The organism is Thauera sp. 63 (assembly GCF_000310165.2).
Lineage (GTDB): Bacteria > Pseudomonadota > Gammaproteobacteria > Burkholderiales > Rhodocyclaceae > Thauera > Thauera humireducens.
Genome location: NZ_AMXC01000022.1, coordinates 20228 through 37115 on the forward strand (window position 1 = coordinate 20228; position 16888 = coordinate 37115).

Annotated in this window: 16 protein-coding genes; 6 read left to right on the top strand and 10 right to left on the bottom strand. The window is 65.6% G+C overall.

All coding sequences use genetic code 11. From position 1 onward, the window contains the following. Position 1: 1 nt before the first annotated feature. From C664_RS15355 to C664_RS15365, 3 genes are all read left to right on the top strand, one after another. Complete coding sequence (locus tag C664_RS15355) at positions 2 to 1015, top strand: lactonase family protein (RefSeq protein WP_004263427.1); 1014 nt, start codon at positions 2 to 4, stop codon at positions 1013 to 1015. A 38-nt stretch (positions 1016 to 1053) separates the two neighbouring features. Beyond that, positions 1054 to 2637 (top strand): galactarate dehydratase, encoded by a 1584-nt coding sequence (gene garD, locus C664_RS15360; RefSeq protein WP_004263429.1) that lies wholly within the window; start codon positions 1054 to 1056, stop codon positions 2635 to 2637. A 90-nt stretch (positions 2638 to 2727) separates the two neighbouring features. Then, positions 2728 to 3711, top strand: coding sequence for a DMT family transporter (locus C664_RS15365; RefSeq protein ID WP_004263433.1), 984 nt, complete (start codon positions 2728 to 2730; stop codon positions 3709 to 3711). A 37-nt stretch (positions 3712 to 3748) separates the two neighbouring features. Here C664_RS15365 and C664_RS15370 read toward each other — a convergent pair whose 3' ends face one another. Both C664_RS15370 and C664_RS15375 read right to left on the bottom strand, forming a co-directional pair. Next, a complete protein-coding gene (locus tag C664_RS15370) occupies positions 3749 to 4897 on the bottom strand; it encodes a glycerate kinase (protein WP_004263437.1) in 1149 nt (382 codons plus the stop codon). Positions 4898 to 5032: 135 nt separating this feature from the next. Continuing rightward, complete coding sequence (locus C664_RS15375) at positions 5033 to 6175, bottom strand: sugar diacid recognition domain-containing protein (RefSeq protein ID WP_004263441.1); 1143 nt, start codon at positions 6173 to 6175, stop codon at positions 5033 to 5035. A 348-nt stretch (positions 6176 to 6523) separates the two neighbouring features. Between C664_RS15375 and C664_RS15380 the strand changes: the two genes are divergently transcribed. Further along, complete coding sequence (locus C664_RS15380) at positions 6524 to 6742, top strand: glycine zipper 2TM domain-containing protein (RefSeq protein WP_004263444.1); 219 nt, start codon at positions 6524 to 6526, stop codon at positions 6740 to 6742. Between the two features lie 107 nt (positions 6743 to 6849). Here C664_RS15380 and chrA read toward each other — a convergent pair whose 3' ends face one another. After that, the gene (chrA, locus tag C664_RS15385; protein ID WP_004263447.1) at positions 6850 to 8055 is read right to left on the bottom strand and encodes a chromate efflux transporter; all 1206 of its coding nucleotides are present in this window, start codon (positions 8053 to 8055) and stop codon (positions 6850 to 6852) included. Between the two features lie 248 nt (positions 8056 to 8303). Here chrA and C664_RS15390 point away from each other — a divergent pair, with 248 nt between their 5' ends. After that, positions 8304 to 9926, top strand: coding sequence for a peptide chain release factor 3 (locus C664_RS15390; protein WP_004263451.1), 1623 nt, complete (start codon positions 8304 to 8306; stop codon positions 9924 to 9926). 50 nt (positions 9927 to 9976) lie between these two features. Here C664_RS15390 and C664_RS15395 read toward each other — a convergent pair whose 3' ends face one another. The 6 genes from C664_RS15395 to C664_RS15420 all read right to left on the bottom strand — a co-directional run bounded on the left by C664_RS15395 (position 9977) and on the right by C664_RS15420 (position 14778). Continuing rightward, positions 9977 to 10783, bottom strand: coding sequence for a nidogen-like domain-containing protein (locus C664_RS15395; RefSeq protein ID WP_004263463.1), 807 nt, complete (start codon positions 10781 to 10783; stop codon positions 9977 to 9979). 322 nt (positions 10784 to 11105) lie between these two features. Beyond that, entirely contained in the window at positions 11106 to 11489 is a 384-nt protein-coding gene (locus C664_RS15400; protein ID WP_004263466.1) for a hypothetical protein, read from the bottom strand. Positions 11490 to 11572: 83 nt separating this feature from the next. Then, complete coding sequence (locus C664_RS15405; RefSeq protein ID WP_004263469.1) at positions 11573 to 12436, bottom strand: SPFH domain-containing protein; 864 nt, start codon at positions 12434 to 12436, stop codon at positions 11573 to 11575. A 25-nt stretch (positions 12437 to 12461) separates the two neighbouring features. Then, complete coding sequence (locus tag C664_RS15410) at positions 12462 to 12917, bottom strand: NfeD family protein (protein WP_004263475.1); 456 nt, start codon at positions 12915 to 12917, stop codon at positions 12462 to 12464. A 339-nt stretch (positions 12918 to 13256) separates the two neighbouring features. Further along, positions 13257 to 14234 carry a recombination-associated protein RdgC gene (locus C664_RS15415; protein WP_004263480.1) on the bottom strand — a complete coding sequence of 326 codons (978 nt, stop codon included), beginning with the start codon at positions 14232 to 14234 and terminating at the stop codon, positions 13257 to 13259. A gap of 70 nt (positions 14235 to 14304) precedes the next feature. Beyond that, entirely contained in the window at positions 14305 to 14778 is a 474-nt protein-coding gene (locus tag C664_RS15420; RefSeq protein WP_004263482.1) for an SRPBCC family protein, read from the bottom strand. Between the two features lie 58 nt (positions 14779 to 14836). Between C664_RS15420 and C664_RS15425 the strand changes: the two genes are divergently transcribed. Further along, positions 14837 to 15571 (top strand): 16S rRNA pseudouridine(516) synthase, encoded by a 735-nt coding sequence (locus C664_RS15425; RefSeq protein ID WP_004263484.1) that lies wholly within the window; start codon positions 14837 to 14839, stop codon positions 15569 to 15571. Positions 15572 to 15596: 25 nt separating this feature from the next. On the opposite strand, the gene C664_RS21025 is transcribed toward C664_RS15425, so the two are convergent. Then, entirely contained in the window at positions 15597 to 16865 is a 1269-nt protein-coding gene (locus tag C664_RS21025) for a hypothetical protein (protein WP_232435117.1), read from the bottom strand. Positions 16866 to 16888: the final 23 nt, after the last annotated feature.

Here is a 16888-nt window from a genome sequence, read left to right on the forward strand (position 1 = left end):
CATGAGCACCGTCGTCTATATCTCGAACGCCGACAGCGGCGACATCGCCATCCTGTCGATGGCGACCGACGGCACGCTGGCGCCGCTCGGCACTGCCGAGGTCGGCGGCACGGTGATGCCACTCGCCGTCAGCCCCTGCCGCTGCTTCCTTTACGTGGCGCGGCGCAGCGAGCCGATGGCGGTGGTCAGCTTCGCCATCGACCCCATCCACGGCACGCTGAGCCGCCTGGGCGAAGCGCCGCTGCCGGCCAGCATGGCCTACATCGCCACCGATCGCAGCGGTCGCTGGCTGTTCGCCGCGTCCTACCAGGGTGACGTGGTCACCGTCAGCCCGATCGCTGCCGACGGCCGCGCGGAGCCGGTACGGCAGTCGATCGCCACCGGCCGCCACGCCCACGCCATCCTGCCCGCGGCGTCCAACCGCCACGTACTCGCCACCAGCCTGGGCGGCGGTGTGGTGATGCAGTTCGCCTTCGACGCCGCGAGTGGGCAGCTGACACCGAACGTCCCCGCCGCACTGACCGTGCGCCCTGGCGCCGGGCCGCGCCACCTGCGCTTCCACCCGAACGGCCGCTTGGTCTATCTGCTCAACGAACTCGACGCCAGCGTGGACGTGCTCGGTTTCGACGCGGACACCGGCACGCTCGCGCCGCTGCAGACCGTCGATTCCCTGCCGCCCGGCTTCGAGGGCGAACCCTGGGCCGCGGACCTGCAGCTCACGCCGGATGGCCGCTTCCTGTACGCCAGCGAACGCCGTTCGAGCACGCTCGCCGCATTCCGTATCGATGCCGACAGCGGCCGGCTCGCCCTCGTCGGCCACGTGCCGACCGAAACCCAGCCGCGCGGCTTCGCCATCGACAGCCGCGGGCAATGGCTGCTCGCCGTCGGCCAGTTGTCCGACCGGCTCAGCCGTTACGCCATCGACCCCGTCAGCGGCGCGCTGGCCTCCGTGCAGCGCATCGAGGTCGGCCGCAATCCGAACTGGGTCGAGATCGTCGACCTCCCCGCGCCCTGATGCCGGACGCGCCCCTCCCGCCCACGCCGAGCCACGCCATGTCCCACCGCCCCGCCCCGCTCACGATCCGCATGCACCCCGCGGACAACGTCGCCATCGTCGCCAATGACGGCGGCCTGCCGGCCGGCACGGCGCTGCCGGACGGTCTCGTGCTGCGCGAGCCTGTGCCACAGGCCCACAAGGTGGCGCTGGTCGACATCCCCGCCGACACCGCGGTACGGCGCTACGACGTCGCCATCGGCTATGCGCTGAAGGACATCCCGGCCGGCAGCTGGGTGCATGAACGCCTGCTGCGGATGCCCGAGGCGCGCGAACTCGACGGCCTGCCGATCGCCACCAGGCGCACCGCGCCCTTGCCGCCGCTGGAGGGCTACACCTTCGAGGGCTTTCGCAACCCCGACGGCTCGGTCGGCACGCGCAACATCCTCGCCATCACCACCACGGTGCAGTGCGTGGCCGGCGTGGTGGATTTCGCGGTCGCGCGCATCAAGGCCGAGCTGCTGCCGAAGTACCCCAACGTGGACGACGTCGTCGGGCTGGAACACAGCTATGGCTGCGGCGTGGCGATCGACGCACCCGATGCCATCGTGCCGATCCGCACCCTGCGCAACATCAGCCTCAACCCCAACTTCGGCGGCGAGGTCATGGTCGTCAGCCTGGGCTGCGAGAAGCTGCAGCCCGAACGCCTGCTGCCACCCGGCAGCATCCCCATCGTCGACGAACGCAACGTCGCCGACGTCGGCACCAGTGCGGAACCCGCGCTCGACGTCGTCTGCCTGCAGGACGAACGCCATGTCGGCTTCATGTCCATGATCGAATCGATCATGCGCACCGCCGAGGAACATCTCGAACGCCTCAACGCACGCCGGCGCGAGACGGTGCCGGCCGCCGAACTGGTCGTCGGCGTGCAGTGCGGCGGCAGCGATGCGTTCTCGGGCGTGACCGCCAACCCGGCGGTCGGCTTCGCCACCGACCTGCTGGTGCGGGCCGGCGCCACGGTGATGTTCTCGGAAGTCACCGAGGTGCGCGACGGCATCGACCAGCTCACCGCACGCGCCATCGACGCTGGCGTGGCCGAGGCGATGATCGCGCAGATGGCCTGGTACGACGCCTACCTGCAGCGCGGCCAGGTCGACCGCAGCGCCAACACCACCCCGGGCAACAAGAAGGGCGGACTGTCGAACATCGTCGAGAAGGCAATGGGCTCGATCATCAAGTCCGGCACCGCCCCCATCTCCGGCGTGCTCGCGCCGGGCGAGAAGCTGAAGCAGAAGGGGCTGATCTATGCCGCGACCCCGGCCAGCGACTTCATCTGCGGCACGCTGCAACTGGCCGCGGGCATGAACCTGCACATCTTCACCACCGGTCGCGGCACGCCCTATGGCATGGCAGAATGCCCGGTGATCAAGGTCGCCACCCGCAGCGAGCTCGCCCAGCGCTGGCATGACCTGATGGATGTCGATGCCGGCCGCATTGCCACCGGCGACGCCACGATCGAAGACGTGGGCTGGGAGCTGTTCCACCTGATGCTCGACGTCGCCAGCGGCCGCAGGAAGACCTGGGCCGAACACTGGAAGCTCGCCAACGCGCTGGTGCTGTTCAACCCCGCACCGGTGACCTGAACCCGCAGCGTCCCCCCGCCATTACATCCGCCGCGCCCCTTCCCTGGAGAACGGGCGCGCATCACCACTTGTACAGGGAGATTCGTACCAATGGACAGTCGCCGCTACTTTACCGGGCCGAGGGCCGTTCTCCTGCTCGCCACGCTGTGCTGCATGCTGTGGGGCAGTGCCTACCCGGCAATCAAGAACGGCTATGCCATGTTCGGCATCGCCGCCGACGACATTCCGGGCAAGCTGGTGTTCGCCGGCTGGCGTTTCCTGTTCGCCGGCTGGGTGCTGCTCGTGCTCGCCAGCCTGATGAAGAAACCGGTGCTCCGGCTGACCGGCCGCGACCTCGGAGCGCTCGGCCTGCTCGGCATCACCCAGACCACGCTGCAGTACGTCTTTTTCTACGTCGGCCTGGCCTACACCACCGGCGTGAAGGGCTCGATCCTCAACGCCACCGGCACCTTCTTCAGCGTGCTGCTGGCGCATTTCATCTATCACAACGACCGCCTGAGCTATCGCAAGGTCCTCGGCTGCACGGTGGGCTTCGCCGGCGTCATGGTGGTCAATCTGGCGGGCGGCGCGGCCGGCTTCGACTTCGAGTTCACGCTGCTGGGCGAGGGCTTCATCGTCATCGCGGCCTTCGTGCTGTCGGCCGCCACCATCTATGGCAAGCGTCTGTCGCAACGCATGGACTCGATGGTGATGACCGGCCACCAGCTCACCATCGGCGGCGCGGTGCTGCTGGCCATGGGCTATGGCAGCGGCGGCACCCTGCAGGGCTTCACCCTCGCCTCCACCGCGCTGCTGGCCTACATGGTGGTGCTGTCCTCGGCCGCCTTCGCCATCTGGGCGACGCTGCTGAAGTACAACCGCGTCGGCATGGTCACCGTGTACAACTTCCTCATTCCGGTGTTCGGGGCCGTGCTGTCGGCGATCTTCCTCGGCGAGGACATCCTGCAATGGCGCAACGCCCTCGCGCTGGCGATGGTGTCGGCCGGGATCTGGTGGGTGACGACCGAGCGCAGCACGGAAGCGACGGACGCTGCAGCAGAACGCGCCACCGGCACGAAGGACCGGACCGCCTGAGTGCGAACGGCAATTTCCGTTTCGGACAGGGAATCCTTCAGCACGGGCGGGCAGACATGCCCACGCGCAGGGTGGCGGCAACGTTGCGAGCCGTGAGTTCGACATTCACCGCAGCCTCGCGCAAGGCGTCATCCAGCGAACAAGGCGCGTTCAGCACGCTGAACACCGCGTCGATGCCGTGCGCGTAGACGACGCCGACATTGGCCCCGAGCGAGCCGGCGATGCCGATCACCGGCTTGCCGTGGCGCTTGGCCACGCGGGCGACACCGACCGGCGTCTTGCCGTGGACGGTCTGGAAATCGATGCGGCCTTCGCCGGTGATGACGAGATCGGCATCGCGGACGTGGGCCTCGAGTCCGACCGCCGCGGTGACGATCTCGATGCCGGGTTTGAGGGTCGCGCCGAAGAAGGCCAGCATCGCCGCGCCCATGCCACCGGCGGCACCGGCACCGGGTACCTGATCGACCGCGACACCCAGGTCGCGGTCGATGATGCGGGCGAAATGGGCCAGATTGGCGTCCAGGGTGGGCACCATCCCGGCGGTCGCGCCCTTCTGCGGGCCGAACACGGCCGAGGCACCGCGCGGGCCGGTGAGCGGGTTATCCACATCGCAGGCGACCTCGATGCGACATTCGGCCAGGCGCGGGTCGAGTGCCGACACATCGATGCGCGCCAGCGCCGCCAGCGCCGCACCGCCGGGTGCCAACACCTGCCCATCCCGGTCCAGCAGGCGCGCGCCCAGGGCCTGTACCATGCCGGCCCCGCCATCGTTGGTCGCGCTGCCACCGATGCCGAGGATGAAGCGGCGCGCGCCGGCGTCGAGCGCGCTGCGGATCAGCTCGCCGGTACCGCGCGAGGTGGTGAGGAGCGGATTGCGCCGCGCCGGCGGCACCAGCGCCAGGCCGCTGGCCGCGGCCATCTCGATCACCGCCGTTTCACCGTCGCCGGTGAGCCCGTAGAAGGCCTGCACCGACTCGCCCAAGGGGCCGGTCACCGCCACCTCCAGCCGTCGCCCGCCGGTCGCGGCGACCAGGGCCTCGACCGTGCCCTCGCCACCATCGGCCACCGGCACCAGCACGTAGTCGGCCTGCGGGAACACGGCGCGGAAACCCGCCTCGACCGCCTGTGCAACCTCCAGCGCGGACAGGCTTTCCTTGTATGAATCGGGGGCGATGACGATCTTCATGAACAGGGGGCTCCGGGCGACAAAGGGCTCACGAACAGGACGACACAGCTTAGGGCAGCGCCATCACCGGGTCTTCATGAAATTGCACATAAATGGCGCGTAAAACTGCGCGAAGAATGTGCTTTTTCACATCAATCAACCCTGATCGAGTTCGAGCGCGATGAACAGCAGCAGAACGTCGTCAAGGCGGCCGAGATCCAGTCCGCTGAACTCGCCGATCCGGCGCAAGCGGTAGTCGAGGGTATTGCGATGGACGTGCAGCGCACCGGCCGCGAGCGAGGACTTCATGTCGTGCGCGAACCAGGCGGCAAGCGTGCGCCGCAGGACACCGTCGCGGTCATGTTCCGCCACGCGCTGGAGCGGCCGGCGCAGCTCGTCTGCCTGCCAGCCTTCACCCAGACCGGCGAGCAGTACCGCCAAGGTCTGGTCTGCATAGCAATGGAGCGCACGCGCCGGCTGGCGACGACGGCCCACGCGCAACACCGTGCGCGCCGACTGATAGGAGCGCACCAGACCGGCACGCCCGGGAAAGACACCGCCCAGCCCCAGCAGCAGGGGGCGCGGCGCCCCGCGCTGGAGGCGGACGAGCAGGGCGTCGACGCGCCCGTGCAGGCGCACGGGATCATCCCCGGCGCCGGCCACCGGCAGCAGCCCCACGATCTCGCGCAGTGATACGGGTGCGCACAGGACGCCGGGTTCGGCCCGGGCGATCGACTCCAGCACGCGCTGCTGCTCGGCCAACAGCGCGGTCGCGTCACCCACGGCCGGATCGAGCGCAACCAGCACGGCGACGCGCGGCAGGTCCGGATCGACCCCCAGCTTGCGCGCCCAGTCCTCCAGCGCCGGTGTCGGCGTCGCGATGCCGACGAGCTGCAGCACGAGTTCTTCGCGCAAGCGGAGGTCGCGCGCGAGGATCCGCATCAGCCGCGCCTGCTCCAGCATGGTTTCGGCCGCCATGCGCAGCAGTTCGGCGAACTGCCGAATTGCATCAGGCGCACCACTCAGCCCGATCACCCCGACGATGGTGCCCTCGGCGCGCAAGGGCAGGTTGATGCCTGGACGGGCATCGTGCAGGCGGCTCGCCAGCGCATCGTCGATCTCCACGGTGCGCCCCTGCGCCAGCACCATCGTCGCGCCCTCGTGCCGCGCACCGAGCCGCGCCGGATCGCCGCTGGCGATGATGATGCCGCGCGCGTCCATCACATTCACGTTGGCGTGCAGGATCTGCATCGTGCGATCGACGATGGACTGGGCGAGCGAGGCATCGAGCAACAGCATGGCGGCAAGGTCGTGCGCACGGGATGGCCCATGCTGCCGCGTCGCCACGGTAGGTACAAGCGCTATCGGACGGTAAACCGCTCAGCCGGGCACGTCCTCGGCTGGCCGTGTGGCTCACCAACATGCGTCCAAATGTAATTCTCATCCGGTCGCGCTGCCGCAGCGTCGTCAGCGAAGCCCCCTGTCCGCCTGCTGAGAACGGCAGCGTAAGGCACACATCGGCGACGATCCGGCGCTGAAACAACTCGTCACGCTCGGTCGGGATCGCCGACGCCTCGCCGTGTTCATATGGATGCCACTGTGCGGAACACGCCAGTTCCGCCTCGAACAACGCAGAAGGAGAACAGCATGAAAGTCCAGACCCTGATTCCCGCCCTCCTGATCACCGTGGCCGCGAGCGGTTGTGCCACATGGGACAACATGTCGTCGCGCGAGAAGAGCGCAGCGACCGGTGCTGCCGTCGGCGGCGTGGCTGGCGCGGTCATTTCCAACGGGGGTGTCCTGGGCACGGTCGGCGGTGCAGCCATCGGTGGTGTGATCGGCGATCAGGTCGGCAAGAAGAAGTAAGCCGCTGCCGCGTCCCCGAGACGCGGACGCCGGATTTTTTCTTTCGCTCTCCTCATTCGGGGCATCGACGCCATGCATGGCCGACATGCCCCGTTTTCTTTCCCGTCTCAGCCCACCGCGCCCATCACCCCGCTGACCAACGCAGCGCCAACGACGACCAGCCACGGCGGCAGCCTCCAGAACATCAGCGCCACCAGCGCGAGCAGCGCCAGCGCGAAGTCCGCCGGCCCCAGGACCGCACTCGTCCACACCGGCTGGTAGAGCGCCGCGAGCAGCAGACCGACCACCGCGGCGTTGATCCCCATGAGTGCTGCCTGCATGCGCACGTGGCGACGCAGGCCTTCCCAGAACGGCAGTACGCCGACCACGAGCAGGAAGGCCGGCAGGAAGATCGCCACCAGGCAAAGCAGCCCGCCGAGCCAGCCGTTCGGCGCACCCGTCATCGAGGCGCCAAGAAAGGCAGCGAAGGTGAACAGCGGCCCAGGCACGGCCTGTGCAGCACCATAGCCCGCGAGAAAGGTCTCGTTGTCGACCCAGCCATTGGGCACGACCTCCGCCTGCAGCAGCGGCAGCATCACGTGGCCGCCGCCGAACACCAGCGAACCGGCACGGAAAAACACGTCCATGCGCGCCAGTGCGGTCGCGTTCCACCCGTCCGCCAGCAAAGGCAGGACGAGCAAGAGCCCGAAGAACAGGACCAGCGCCGCGATTGCCGCCGGGCGGCCGACGCGGATCGGCAGCGACTCGTGTCCGTCGCGCGCCGCGGGACGAAACCAGGCGAGGCCGACGAGCGCAGCAAGGACGATCACGCCCACCTGCGTCCATGCCGACGGACTCGCCAGCACGATGCAACTCGCCACCGCCATGATGCTGACACGGGACGCATCGGGGCACAGCGTACGCGCCATGCCCCACACTGCCTGGGCCACGACGGCCACGGCGACGACCTTGAGCCCGTGCAGCACGGCCGGCGACAGCAGCGTGTCCTGTGCCGCGACGCCGAACGCGAACAGGATCATCGCAAAGGCCGAAGGCAGGGTGAAACCCGCCCAGGCCGCCAGCGCCCCCGCATAGCCTGCGCGCGACAGGCCGAGCGCGAGCCCGATCTGGCTGCTCGCCGGCCCGGGCAGGAACTGGCACAGCGCCACCAGATCGGCATAGCTGCGCTCGCTGAGCCAGCGCCGGCGGGCGACGAACTCCTCGCGGAAATACCCGATATGCGCCACCGGCCCGCCGAAGGACGTGAGCCCGAGACGCAGGAAAGCCAGGAAGACGGACCACGCGTTGCGGTCGTCGCGAAGGAATTCGGTCATGGCCGAGTGTCTCGCTGCTGGATCAACGGCAGGGATTATCGATTATTCCCCGTGACGCACGATCATGCCTCGCGACGAACCTGGCTCTCAGGAATGCGGGGCCGGCACGCATAGTCAGGCACTGAAGATATCTGCCCGAGCGGACTGCGAACCCCGCAAGGCAGCCCCGTAGTTCCTTGATAGAATTGCGCTTGTCCCGCCTCGCCCAAACCCGCGCAGGCGGTTTTTCTTTCTGCCGACGACTCTCGATGACCACCACCCCCTATCCGCCCGAGTTGCTGCGCGACGTCGAAAAGCGCCGCACCTTCGCCATCATCGCCCACCCCGACGCGGGCAAGACCACGCTGACCGAGAAGCTGCTGCTGTTCGGCGGCGCGATCCAGCTCGCCGGCACGGTGAAGGCGCGCAAGTCCGCACGCCATGCCACCTCGGACTGGATGGAAGTGGAAAAGCAGCGCGGCATCTCGGTGTCGAGCTCGGTGATGCAGTTCGAGTACATGAACCACACCGTCAACCTGCTCGACACCCCGGGCCACGAGGACTTCTCCGAGGATACCTACCGCGTGCTCACCGCCGTGGACGCGGCGGTGATGGTGATCGACGCCGCCAAGGGGGTGGAGGCGCAGACCATCAAGCTGCTCGAGGTCTGCCGGCTGCGCAACACGCCCATCATCACCTTCGTCAACAAGATGGACCGCGAGGTACGCGAGCCCTTCGAACTGCTCGCCGAAATCGAGGACGTCCTCAAGATCACCTGCGCGCCGGTGACCTGGCCGCTGGGCATGGGCAAGGCCTTCCGCGGTGTCTACCACCTGCTGCAGGATCAGGTCCTGACCTTCACCCCCGGCCAGGAGCGGCGCAGCGACGCTGAAGTGCTGAAGGGCATCGCCAACCCCGAACTGGATGCACGCTTCCCAATGGAAGTAGGCCAGTTGCGTGAGGACGTCGAGCTCATCGAGGGTGCCTCGCCGCCCTTCGATCTCGACGAATTCCTGGCGGGTAAGCAGACCCCGGTGTTCTTCGGCTCCGGTATCAACAACTTCGGCGTGCAGGAGATCCTGCAGTCACTGATCGACTGGGCGCCGCCGCCGCAGGCGCGACTCGCGGGCACCGGTGCCGACGGCACGCGCATGGTGCAGCCGGCCGAACCGGCCTTCACCGGCTTCGTCTTCAAGATCCAGGCCAACATGGACCCGAAGCACCGCGACCGCATTGCCTTCTTCCGCATCTGCTCGGGTCGCTACACGGCCGGCATGAAAGTCAAGCACGTGCGCGCCGGTCGCGACATGAAGCTCGCCAACGTGCTCACGTTCATGGCCAATGAGCGCGTGATCATGGAAGACGGCGTCGCCGGCGACATCGTCGGCATCCACAACCATGGCCAGTTGCAGATCGGCGATACCCTGACCGAAGGCGAGAACCTCGGCTTCAAGGGCATCCCGTACTTCTCGCCGGAAATGTTCCGCGCCGCTCGCCTGCGCGATCCGCTCAAGTCCAAGCAACTGCAGAAGGGTTTGCAGGAGCTGGGCGAAGAAGGCGCCATCCAGGTGTTCGAACTCGAAGGCGGCCAGATGCTGCTCGGCGCGGTCGGCGTACTGCAGTTCGAGATCGTCGCCCAGCGCCTCAAGGACGAGTACAAGGTCGATGCCATCTTCGAGCCCGCCGACATCCACACCGCGCGCTGGCTCACCTTCCCCGACGACGTCACCCGCCGCAACTTCGAGCGCGAGCAGGCGCTGCGCCTGGGCAAGGACATCGACGGCAATCCGGTGTATCTGGCCACCAGCCGCTACAACCTGGAAGTCACCGCCGAGAAGTGGCCGAAGGTGACCTTCCACGCCACACGCGAGCATGGGGAAGTGCTGGGCTGAAAACACGACGGCAGCCGAAGCTGCCGTCGTGTAAGGGCTGCCTTGTGAGCTCAATTCGCCTTACGGCGGCGTACAGCAAGACCAGCAAGGCCGAGACCCAGCAGAGCCAGCGTGGCGGGCTCCGGAACCGGATTCACGATTACGCCATTTCGCACCGAAAAGACGTATTGCCCCTCGATCTCCGAGTTGCGGGAACCGCTGATCAACGCATTCGGGCCACCGTCCAGCAGCGCCCCATTTACGAGCGAACCGGGAAACTGGAAGAACGTACCAGCACCATTTGTCCAGCCGGCTACAGCCGAAGTGCCGCCCAGGCCACCCGTCCCACCGCTGGCATCACCAGTTTCCCATTGAATCTGGTCATAGTTGAACTCGAAATCGAAGTCGCCAGCGGCGATGTCTGAACGGTCAGTGATGATCAGCTGAAAGCTGTTGAGCTTGTCGATTCCACTGCTGTAATAGCCAACATTGATCCAGTTCACACCAAACACGTTGCGACCGCCAAGTGTGCCCTGACCGTATTGTACGAGAGCGCTGCTCGGGTTCCGGGTATCAACGTCGGCGAAGAAGGGCGCCAGCATGGGCGTGCTGCCGCCGGTGATGGCAGACGGCGTGAAGGTACTAAAAGCAGCGTTAAAGGTCGTGTTGCCGTTGTTATTCACGTACAGGCTGCTGTACCCGTTTCCGTAGAAGTTCAGGTTGAAGCCGATCGAAACCGCACCGGTCGATCCGTCGTCATTCGCGGCGAGCGTGTTGCCGGTGAAGAGGCTTGCATCGTGGATCGCTGCGGCCTGTGCGAAACCGGTGCCGAGAGCGATCAACAGCGCGGCGGAAAGCGTCTTGAGTGAGTTTTTCATTTTTTGATCCCTGCAGTGAGTACTTCGATGGTCGGTTTTCGAACTCGCGAAACGCGCATCGCGACTTCATTGGGAGGGATCAAGCATATTCAATACCAGATTTCTCAAACCTCTGTTTTAAAAAACAAAAAATAATTACTGCATGCCTATTGCAGTCGTAGTGTAAGAAGATCCGACAAGCAGGCTTTCACCCAGTAGGTCTGCTCGTCCCATGTGCCTCAAAGGCACTTACGGCCGCCTCAGCCTCGTCCCGATGCGCGAAAGCGCCGAGCATCCCGCGTATGACCGTCAATGGTCGAGTACGCGATCAGCAACCGCCTGCCTACTTGCCGGTCAGCACGCCTTCGACGACCTTCTTGCCCTCCGAATACAGCGCCACCTGTCCGTCCTCGAACTCGACATTCATGCAGGCGGTGTTGCCCTTGAGCTTGCCATCCAGCCATTCGCGGCAGTAGCGCGCCTGCTCGTCCACCCACCAGCGCGCCTTGGCACCGGTGGTGTCGGTCAGCATGCCATCGGTACCGAACTTGAGCGTGTAGGCGGACTCGGTGCGCAGATACACGCCGATGAAGGTGGCGCCGCTCAACAGCTTTTCGACTTCGGCCTTGCTGGTGATGAAGTTCTGCGCCAGCGCACCACCGGCCGCTGCAGACAATGCCAGCGCCGCCGCCAGGGCGCGTCCCGTGTTCCCGAGCTTCAGCTTCATGTTCGTCCTCATGTACATACTTTCGGTCGATCGATGCGGAATGTCCCGCGATTGTCCATCTGCCGCGTGCGCCGCCGCCCCGCTCAGCCGCGTGCGCCCAGGCGGCCCACGAGACCACGCAGGGTCTCCTGCAGGTCGGCCGGCATCACCACCACCTTCGAGCTGCCGGACTCGCCCAGCTTCTCGAGCGAGGCGATGTATTTCTCGCCCAGCAGGTAGAGCATCGGCGTCGTCTGGTCGCCGATGCTGGCCGTCACGCGGCGGATGGACTCGGCCGAGGCTTCCGCCAGCATGACCTGGGCGTTGGCGTCGCGCTTGGCGGATTCCAGCCGTGCCTCGGCTTCGAGGATGGCCGCCTGCTTGGCGCCTTCGGCCTTGGTCACCGCCGCCTTGCGCTCGCGCTCCGCTGCGGCCTGCAGCTCCATCGCTCTCTGCATCGATTGCGAGGGCTTGATGTCCTGGATCTCGACCGACTTCACCGTCAGCCCCCAGTCCACCGCCTCGTCGGCGATGCTCTCGCGCAGCCGCGCCTTGATCTTGTCGCGCGAGGAAAGCGCCTCGTCCAGCTCCATTTCGCCGACGATCGAGCGCAATGTCGTCATGATCAGGTTGCGGATCGCCTCGGAGAAATCGGTCACGCCATACACCGCCTTGACCGGGTCGGTGACCTTCACGAACGCGATGGCATTGGTCAGGATCACCGCGTTGTCACGGGTGATGACTTCCTGTTCCTGCACGTCGAGGATGATGTCCTTCGTCACCAGCTTGTAGGCGACGTTGTCAAGGTAGGGAATCAGAATGTTGAGGCCGGGACGCAAGGTGGCGTGGTACTTGCCCAGGCGCTCGACCACCCATTCCTCGCCTTGCGCCACCAGGCGCACGCCCTTGGCGATGGTGATGACGACAAACACCAGGATGGCGAGCGCAATGGCGAGGCCTTCGGTCATGAGTTCTTCCTTTCGTTTGAATTGATCAGGCCTTCGTCACCTTGACGAAGCTGCCTTCGACGCTGACGACACGCACGCGCTCGCCGGCCGCGATCGCGGTCTCCGCCATGCAGGCCCACTCCTCGGCGCCCAGCACCGGCCGCTGGAAACGCACCCTGCCGCGCTGGAAGGGGGCGACGGCACTGACCAGCAGACCCACCTCGCCGATCACCTCGCCCGCAGCCGTGCCGACGAGGGTCTTGTGCTGCGACCGCTTGAACACGCGGAACCACAGCACCGCCATTGCCACGGACGCGACGATCCAGGCCGCGATCTGCGTCGTCAGCGACAGTTCCGGCGCGACCAGCAACACCAGTCCGACCAGCAGCGCGCCGAAGCCGAACCAGATGACGAAGAAGGCCGGCACCGCCAGCTCCAGCAGCACCAGCCCCAGACCAGCCAGCTCCCAGTGCCACCATTCGATGATCAAGGCGTTTTCCATGGCGAGACTTTAGCGCACCCCGACGGCAAACGGATTTGACCTGTCGCAGGGCGCAGTGGGAAAGCTGTGGTTCCAGGGGGGGCGAAGTTGTGGACAACGATGATTCCGGTCTGGCGACGCGTTTCCATCAACAAATGATCCCGCGCTTCAAGCCCAGATATGAACGGCTTTATACAGATTGCAAATACCTGTTTTTATAGGTTAAAAACGACTTATCCACAGAAATCGCCGGTACACTATGTTTACAGTCTTTTAAATATATAAAACCTGTGTACACCCAGAAGAAAAAAAGCGCCGACCGCAGCCGACGCCTTTTCTACAGCCCCTTCGGGACAGGAATCAGAACGGCGGATCGTCCGCTGCAGGCTGCACGACTGCGGAAGACGACGGTGCCAAGGCCGTCGACGGCTCGGCCGCGACAAAGGCGATTTCGCCCCCGAGTGCCTGCACCACTGCCGGCAGCAGATGCGTCAGTTCACCTGTCATCAAGGCAAACTCAGCGTTGAACAGCGCTTCCGCGTCTTCCTTCTCGCCATCGATCTGGTCACGCACGACATCGAGGAAGTCCAGTCGCTTGATCTCGAGCTTTTCGGTGAGCACGAAGCTGACGCGGTCGTCGAAGGTCAGTGCCAGCCGGGTCGGCAGCTTGCCGGCTTCCAGATGGCCCTTCACTTCGTCACCGTCCAGTGTGTGACGCACGTAGCGCACCGCGGCCTTGTCCTCGCTGACCGAGCGCAGTTCGCAGTCTTGGTCGATGGTGAAGCCCGCCGGTGCCTCGCCACCGGCCAGCCAGTCGGCCATCGCCGACATCGGCGACAGTTCGGTGCGCAGCAGCGTCAGCGGAAAGCTGTCGAGGGTGTGGCGCAGTTGCTCGAGCATGTCCTCGGCCTTGCTCTGGCTCGCAGCGTCGATGACCAGCCAGCCATTGACCGGGTCGATCCAGGCGAACATCCGGCGACGACGGGTGAAGGCGCGCGGCAGGAGCTCCTGCGTGACCTGATCGCGCAGTTCCTTCATCTGCTTGCGACCGAGCTTGTAGCCCTGCTGCTCGGCAAGCTCCTCGGCGCGCTCGTCGGCCTCCTGCTTGACCACGGCCGAGGGCAGCAGACGGTGCTCGAAACCGAGCGAAACCAGCCACTGGTCACCGACGGCGTGCACCAGCACGTCATTGTTCAGCGGCGACAACCAGCCGCGGCTCTCCATGTCCTGGCTGCCGCAGGGATGGAAGGGCTTCTTCGCCAGTTGTTCCTCGAGGCGCTCGGCACTCATGTCCCACTTGGCGGGCAGGCGATAGATCTGCAGGTTCTTGAACCACATGGGGGTCTTTCCTTGTCGTGAACGAATACACGCCCGCTGCCGGGGCAACGGGCGCGGTCAATGGCGGGGATTACTGCTGCAGACCGCCGGATGCGGCGATCATGCGGATGACGCGAACGGTATCGACGTCGGACTGGTGGTAAGCCGAGCGCACGAAGTCGGCATAACGCGCATCGTCGCTATCCGCAGTTTCAGGCAGCGTGGTCTGGTAGCAGAAGCGCAGGAACAGCGCACCGGCCTGCGGTTCATCGATGCGAATCGTCAGGCTTCCCCCGGGATGCTGTGCGTTCGCCTCCGACTCGAAGCGAATCCAGTCGAAAGGACTGAACGTGACGCGGTCTCGAATGACCACGCCACCGAAGTCGAGGTCGCGCACCAGGCCAGCGTCGCTGCGCTCGACGATACGACAGGCTTCGAGACCCGGCAGGAAGGGACGGGCGTCCTCTGCCCGGCACAAGAGGCCGAACCACAACTCCTCGCGCGTCAGCGGATCCTGCAGGGGGTTAGCGAGATCGTTGACCTCGATCAGATGTTCGAATTTCAAGGGCATCTCCTGTGCAGGCGCGACAGTTTACCCCGTCGACCGGCCGGGCCGGGATACCATGCGCGCCATGCAACTCGAACGACTTCTCCATGCCCAGGGCTTCGGCAGCCGCAAGGAATGCCGCGCCCTGATCCGTGCCGGCCACGTCAGCGTCGCCGGCGTTTCCTGCGAAGACCCCTATGCGGATTTCGACCCCGGCAGCAGCGATGGTTCGGCCGGCCTCGAATTCAGTGTCGGCGACGAAACCTGGCGCTTTCGTGCCAAGGCCTACCTGATGCTGCACAAGCCCACGGGCTACGAGTGCTCGCACAAGCCGACCTTCCATCCCTCGGTCTTCACGCTGCTGCCGCCACAGATGCTGCTGCGCGACGTGCAGTGTGTTGGCCGGCTGGACCAGGACACGACCGGGCTGCTCCTGCTGTCGGACGACGGGCAGTTCATCCACCAGTGGAGCTCGGGCAAGAAGCGCACGCCGAAGGTGTATGAGGTGACGCTGAAGCATGCGGTCGGCGAGGATTTCGTCGCCCAGCTGCTCGCCGGCGTCGAGCTGCATGACGAACCGGCGCCGATCGCGGCGGCGGCCTGCGAACTGACATCCGAAACGACCCTGCGCCTGACGATCTGCGAAGGCAAGTATCACCAGGTCAAGCGCATGATCGCCGCCGCGGGCAACCGCGTCGAAGCCCTGCACCGCAGCCGAGTCGGCGGACTCTCGCTGGACCCCGCACTGGCGCCGGGCGAGTGGCGCTGGCTGGAAGCGGCCGACCTGCAGACGCTGGCCGACTACGCCTGAATCAACGCTGGCTTCGGGCCGGCGTTCAGAAACGCATTTCCAGGCCGGCTCCGACGGCCCAGCTGCGGTCGCGCTCGCGATCCTCGTGGCCCCGGGGCCAGAAATGGCCGACGATGAACTCCGCCAGCAGCCAGTCGCGATAGACGGGTTGCAGCCACTTCAGGCGGATGCCGTATTCGCCCACGTCGGTTTCCGCGCCGGTTTCACCACTGGCCAACGCCTCGAGCGACAGCAGCCTGGTATCGCCGAAGGTCTTGAACATCCCGATGCTGCTCGACCACGCGAAGCCGTCGGTTTCCTTGGTGAGGGTCGCCGCGTTCTGCCATTTCAGCGCCAGCGATGGCGAATAGGCGTGCTCGAGGTTGATTGCTGTGGTCGAACCCAAGCCGTCGCTGGCACGCCAGAACACCGTCTCGCGGAACTCGGCGCTGTTCGATGCCGAAAGCGCCCATGACCTGCGATAGCGTGCCTGTGCGTAGGGCTTGATGCCCCCCCGCACCCCGACCCGCAGATCGACATAGTCACGCAGGTTGAAACCCAACCCAAGGAAGCCGGTCTGGTCCGCGCTGCGACGCTCGCGCAGCAGCTGCTGTTCGCGGGAAAAGGTCTCCGGCTGGTCAGAGATCAGCTCGCGCTCGTTCTCCTGTCCGAAGAACACGTAGGCCTTGTCCTTCAGGTTCGGCAGGTCGAATCGGGCACGAAAGCGCACGCTGGTGCTGCTGCCGTCGTCTTCACGCCAGCTGGCGCGAATGCCCAGTCGGCCGTGCGACACCTTGCCGCCGTCGGCAAAGGGCTTGTCGCCGAACCAGTCGTTCACCTCTTCGCCCAGCCAGTGCGCGAATTCGCGAACCTTGCGCCGGGTCGTGTCGACGAAATCCTCCGATTCGTGTTCCGCGCCCGCAAGCCGCTGAGTGGGGGGCGCCGCAGGTGTCGTCCGCGCATCGTTGTCCCGCACAGGCGGTGAGGTCGTGCCTGCACACCCTGCGAGTGCAACCACCAGGGCGAAGTGCCAGAAACGCCGGCAGATCATGACTGCCTCCCTTTGGGCCTTTCTTGTCCTTCCGATTCTACGCCGGTCTGTTCGACGGGGTTTTGCAGGGTCCACTGTCGTGCGGCGGGCAGCCAGATGGGGGAAGGTTTGTTTGTTCTGTTTTTCTTTTAATTTAAATAATAAAGATGTAAACAGTCGGGCAAAAACTGTGGATAAGTCCTGTGCGCCCTTGAAGGACAGGGTTTTGGCTGCGGTAAAACACCGTGGACAAACCCCGTAGACCGCTGTGCGTGAATTGTCCATCGTTTTTCGACACAAGCGGATTG

What these genes read in the sequence shown, in the direction of transcription:
- C664_RS15355 (WP_004263427.1), top strand. Translation starts at nt 2, where the DNA reads ATGAGCACCGTCGTCTATATCTCGAACGCCGACAGCGGCGACATCGCC.
- garD (WP_004263429.1), top strand. Translation starts at nt 1,054, where the DNA reads ATGTCCCACCGCCCCGCCCCGCTCACGATCCGCATGCACCCCGCGGAC.
- C664_RS15365 (WP_004263433.1), top strand. Translation starts at nt 2,728, where the DNA reads ATGGACAGTCGCCGCTACTTTACCGGGCCGAGGGCCGTTCTCCTGCTC.
- C664_RS15370 (WP_004263437.1), bottom strand. Translation starts at nt 4,897, where the DNA reads ATGAAGATCGTCATCGCCCCCGATTCATACAAGGAAAGCCTGTCCGCG.
- C664_RS15375 (WP_004263441.1), bottom strand. Translation starts at nt 6,175, where the DNA reads ATGCTGTTGCTCGATGCCTCGCTCGCCCAGTCCATCGTCGATCGCACG.
- C664_RS15380 (WP_004263444.1), top strand. Translation starts at nt 6,524, where the DNA reads ATGAAAGTCCAGACCCTGATTCCCGCCCTCCTGATCACCGTGGCCGCG.
- chrA (WP_004263447.1), bottom strand. Translation starts at nt 8,055, where the DNA reads ATGACCGAATTCCTTCGCGACGACCGCAACGCGTGGTCCGTCTTCCTG.
- C664_RS15390 (WP_004263451.1), top strand. Translation starts at nt 8,304, where the DNA reads ATGACCACCACCCCCTATCCGCCCGAGTTGCTGCGCGACGTCGAAAAG.
- C664_RS15395 (WP_004263463.1), bottom strand. Translation starts at nt 10,783, where the DNA reads ATGAAAAACTCACTCAAGACGCTTTCCGCCGCGCTGTTGATCGCTCTC.
- C664_RS15400 (WP_004263466.1), bottom strand. Translation starts at nt 11,489, where the DNA reads ATGAAGCTGAAGCTCGGGAACACGGGACGCGCCCTGGCGGCGGCGCTG.
- C664_RS15405 (WP_004263469.1), bottom strand. Translation starts at nt 12,436, where the DNA reads ATGACCGAAGGCCTCGCCATTGCGCTCGCCATCCTGGTGTTTGTCGTC.
- C664_RS15410 (WP_004263475.1), bottom strand. Translation starts at nt 12,917, where the DNA reads ATGGAAAACGCCTTGATCATCGAATGGTGGCACTGGGAGCTGGCTGGT.
- C664_RS15415 (WP_004263480.1), bottom strand. Translation starts at nt 14,234, where the DNA reads ATGTGGTTCAAGAACCTGCAGATCTATCGCCTGCCCGCCAAGTGGGAC.
- C664_RS15425 (WP_004263484.1), top strand. Translation starts at nt 14,837, where the DNA reads ATGCGCGCCATGCAACTCGAACGACTTCTCCATGCCCAGGGCTTCGGC.
- C664_RS21025 (WP_232435117.1), bottom strand. Translation starts at nt 16,865, where the DNA reads ATGGACAATTCACGCACAGCGGTCTACGGGGTTTGTCCACGGTGTTTT.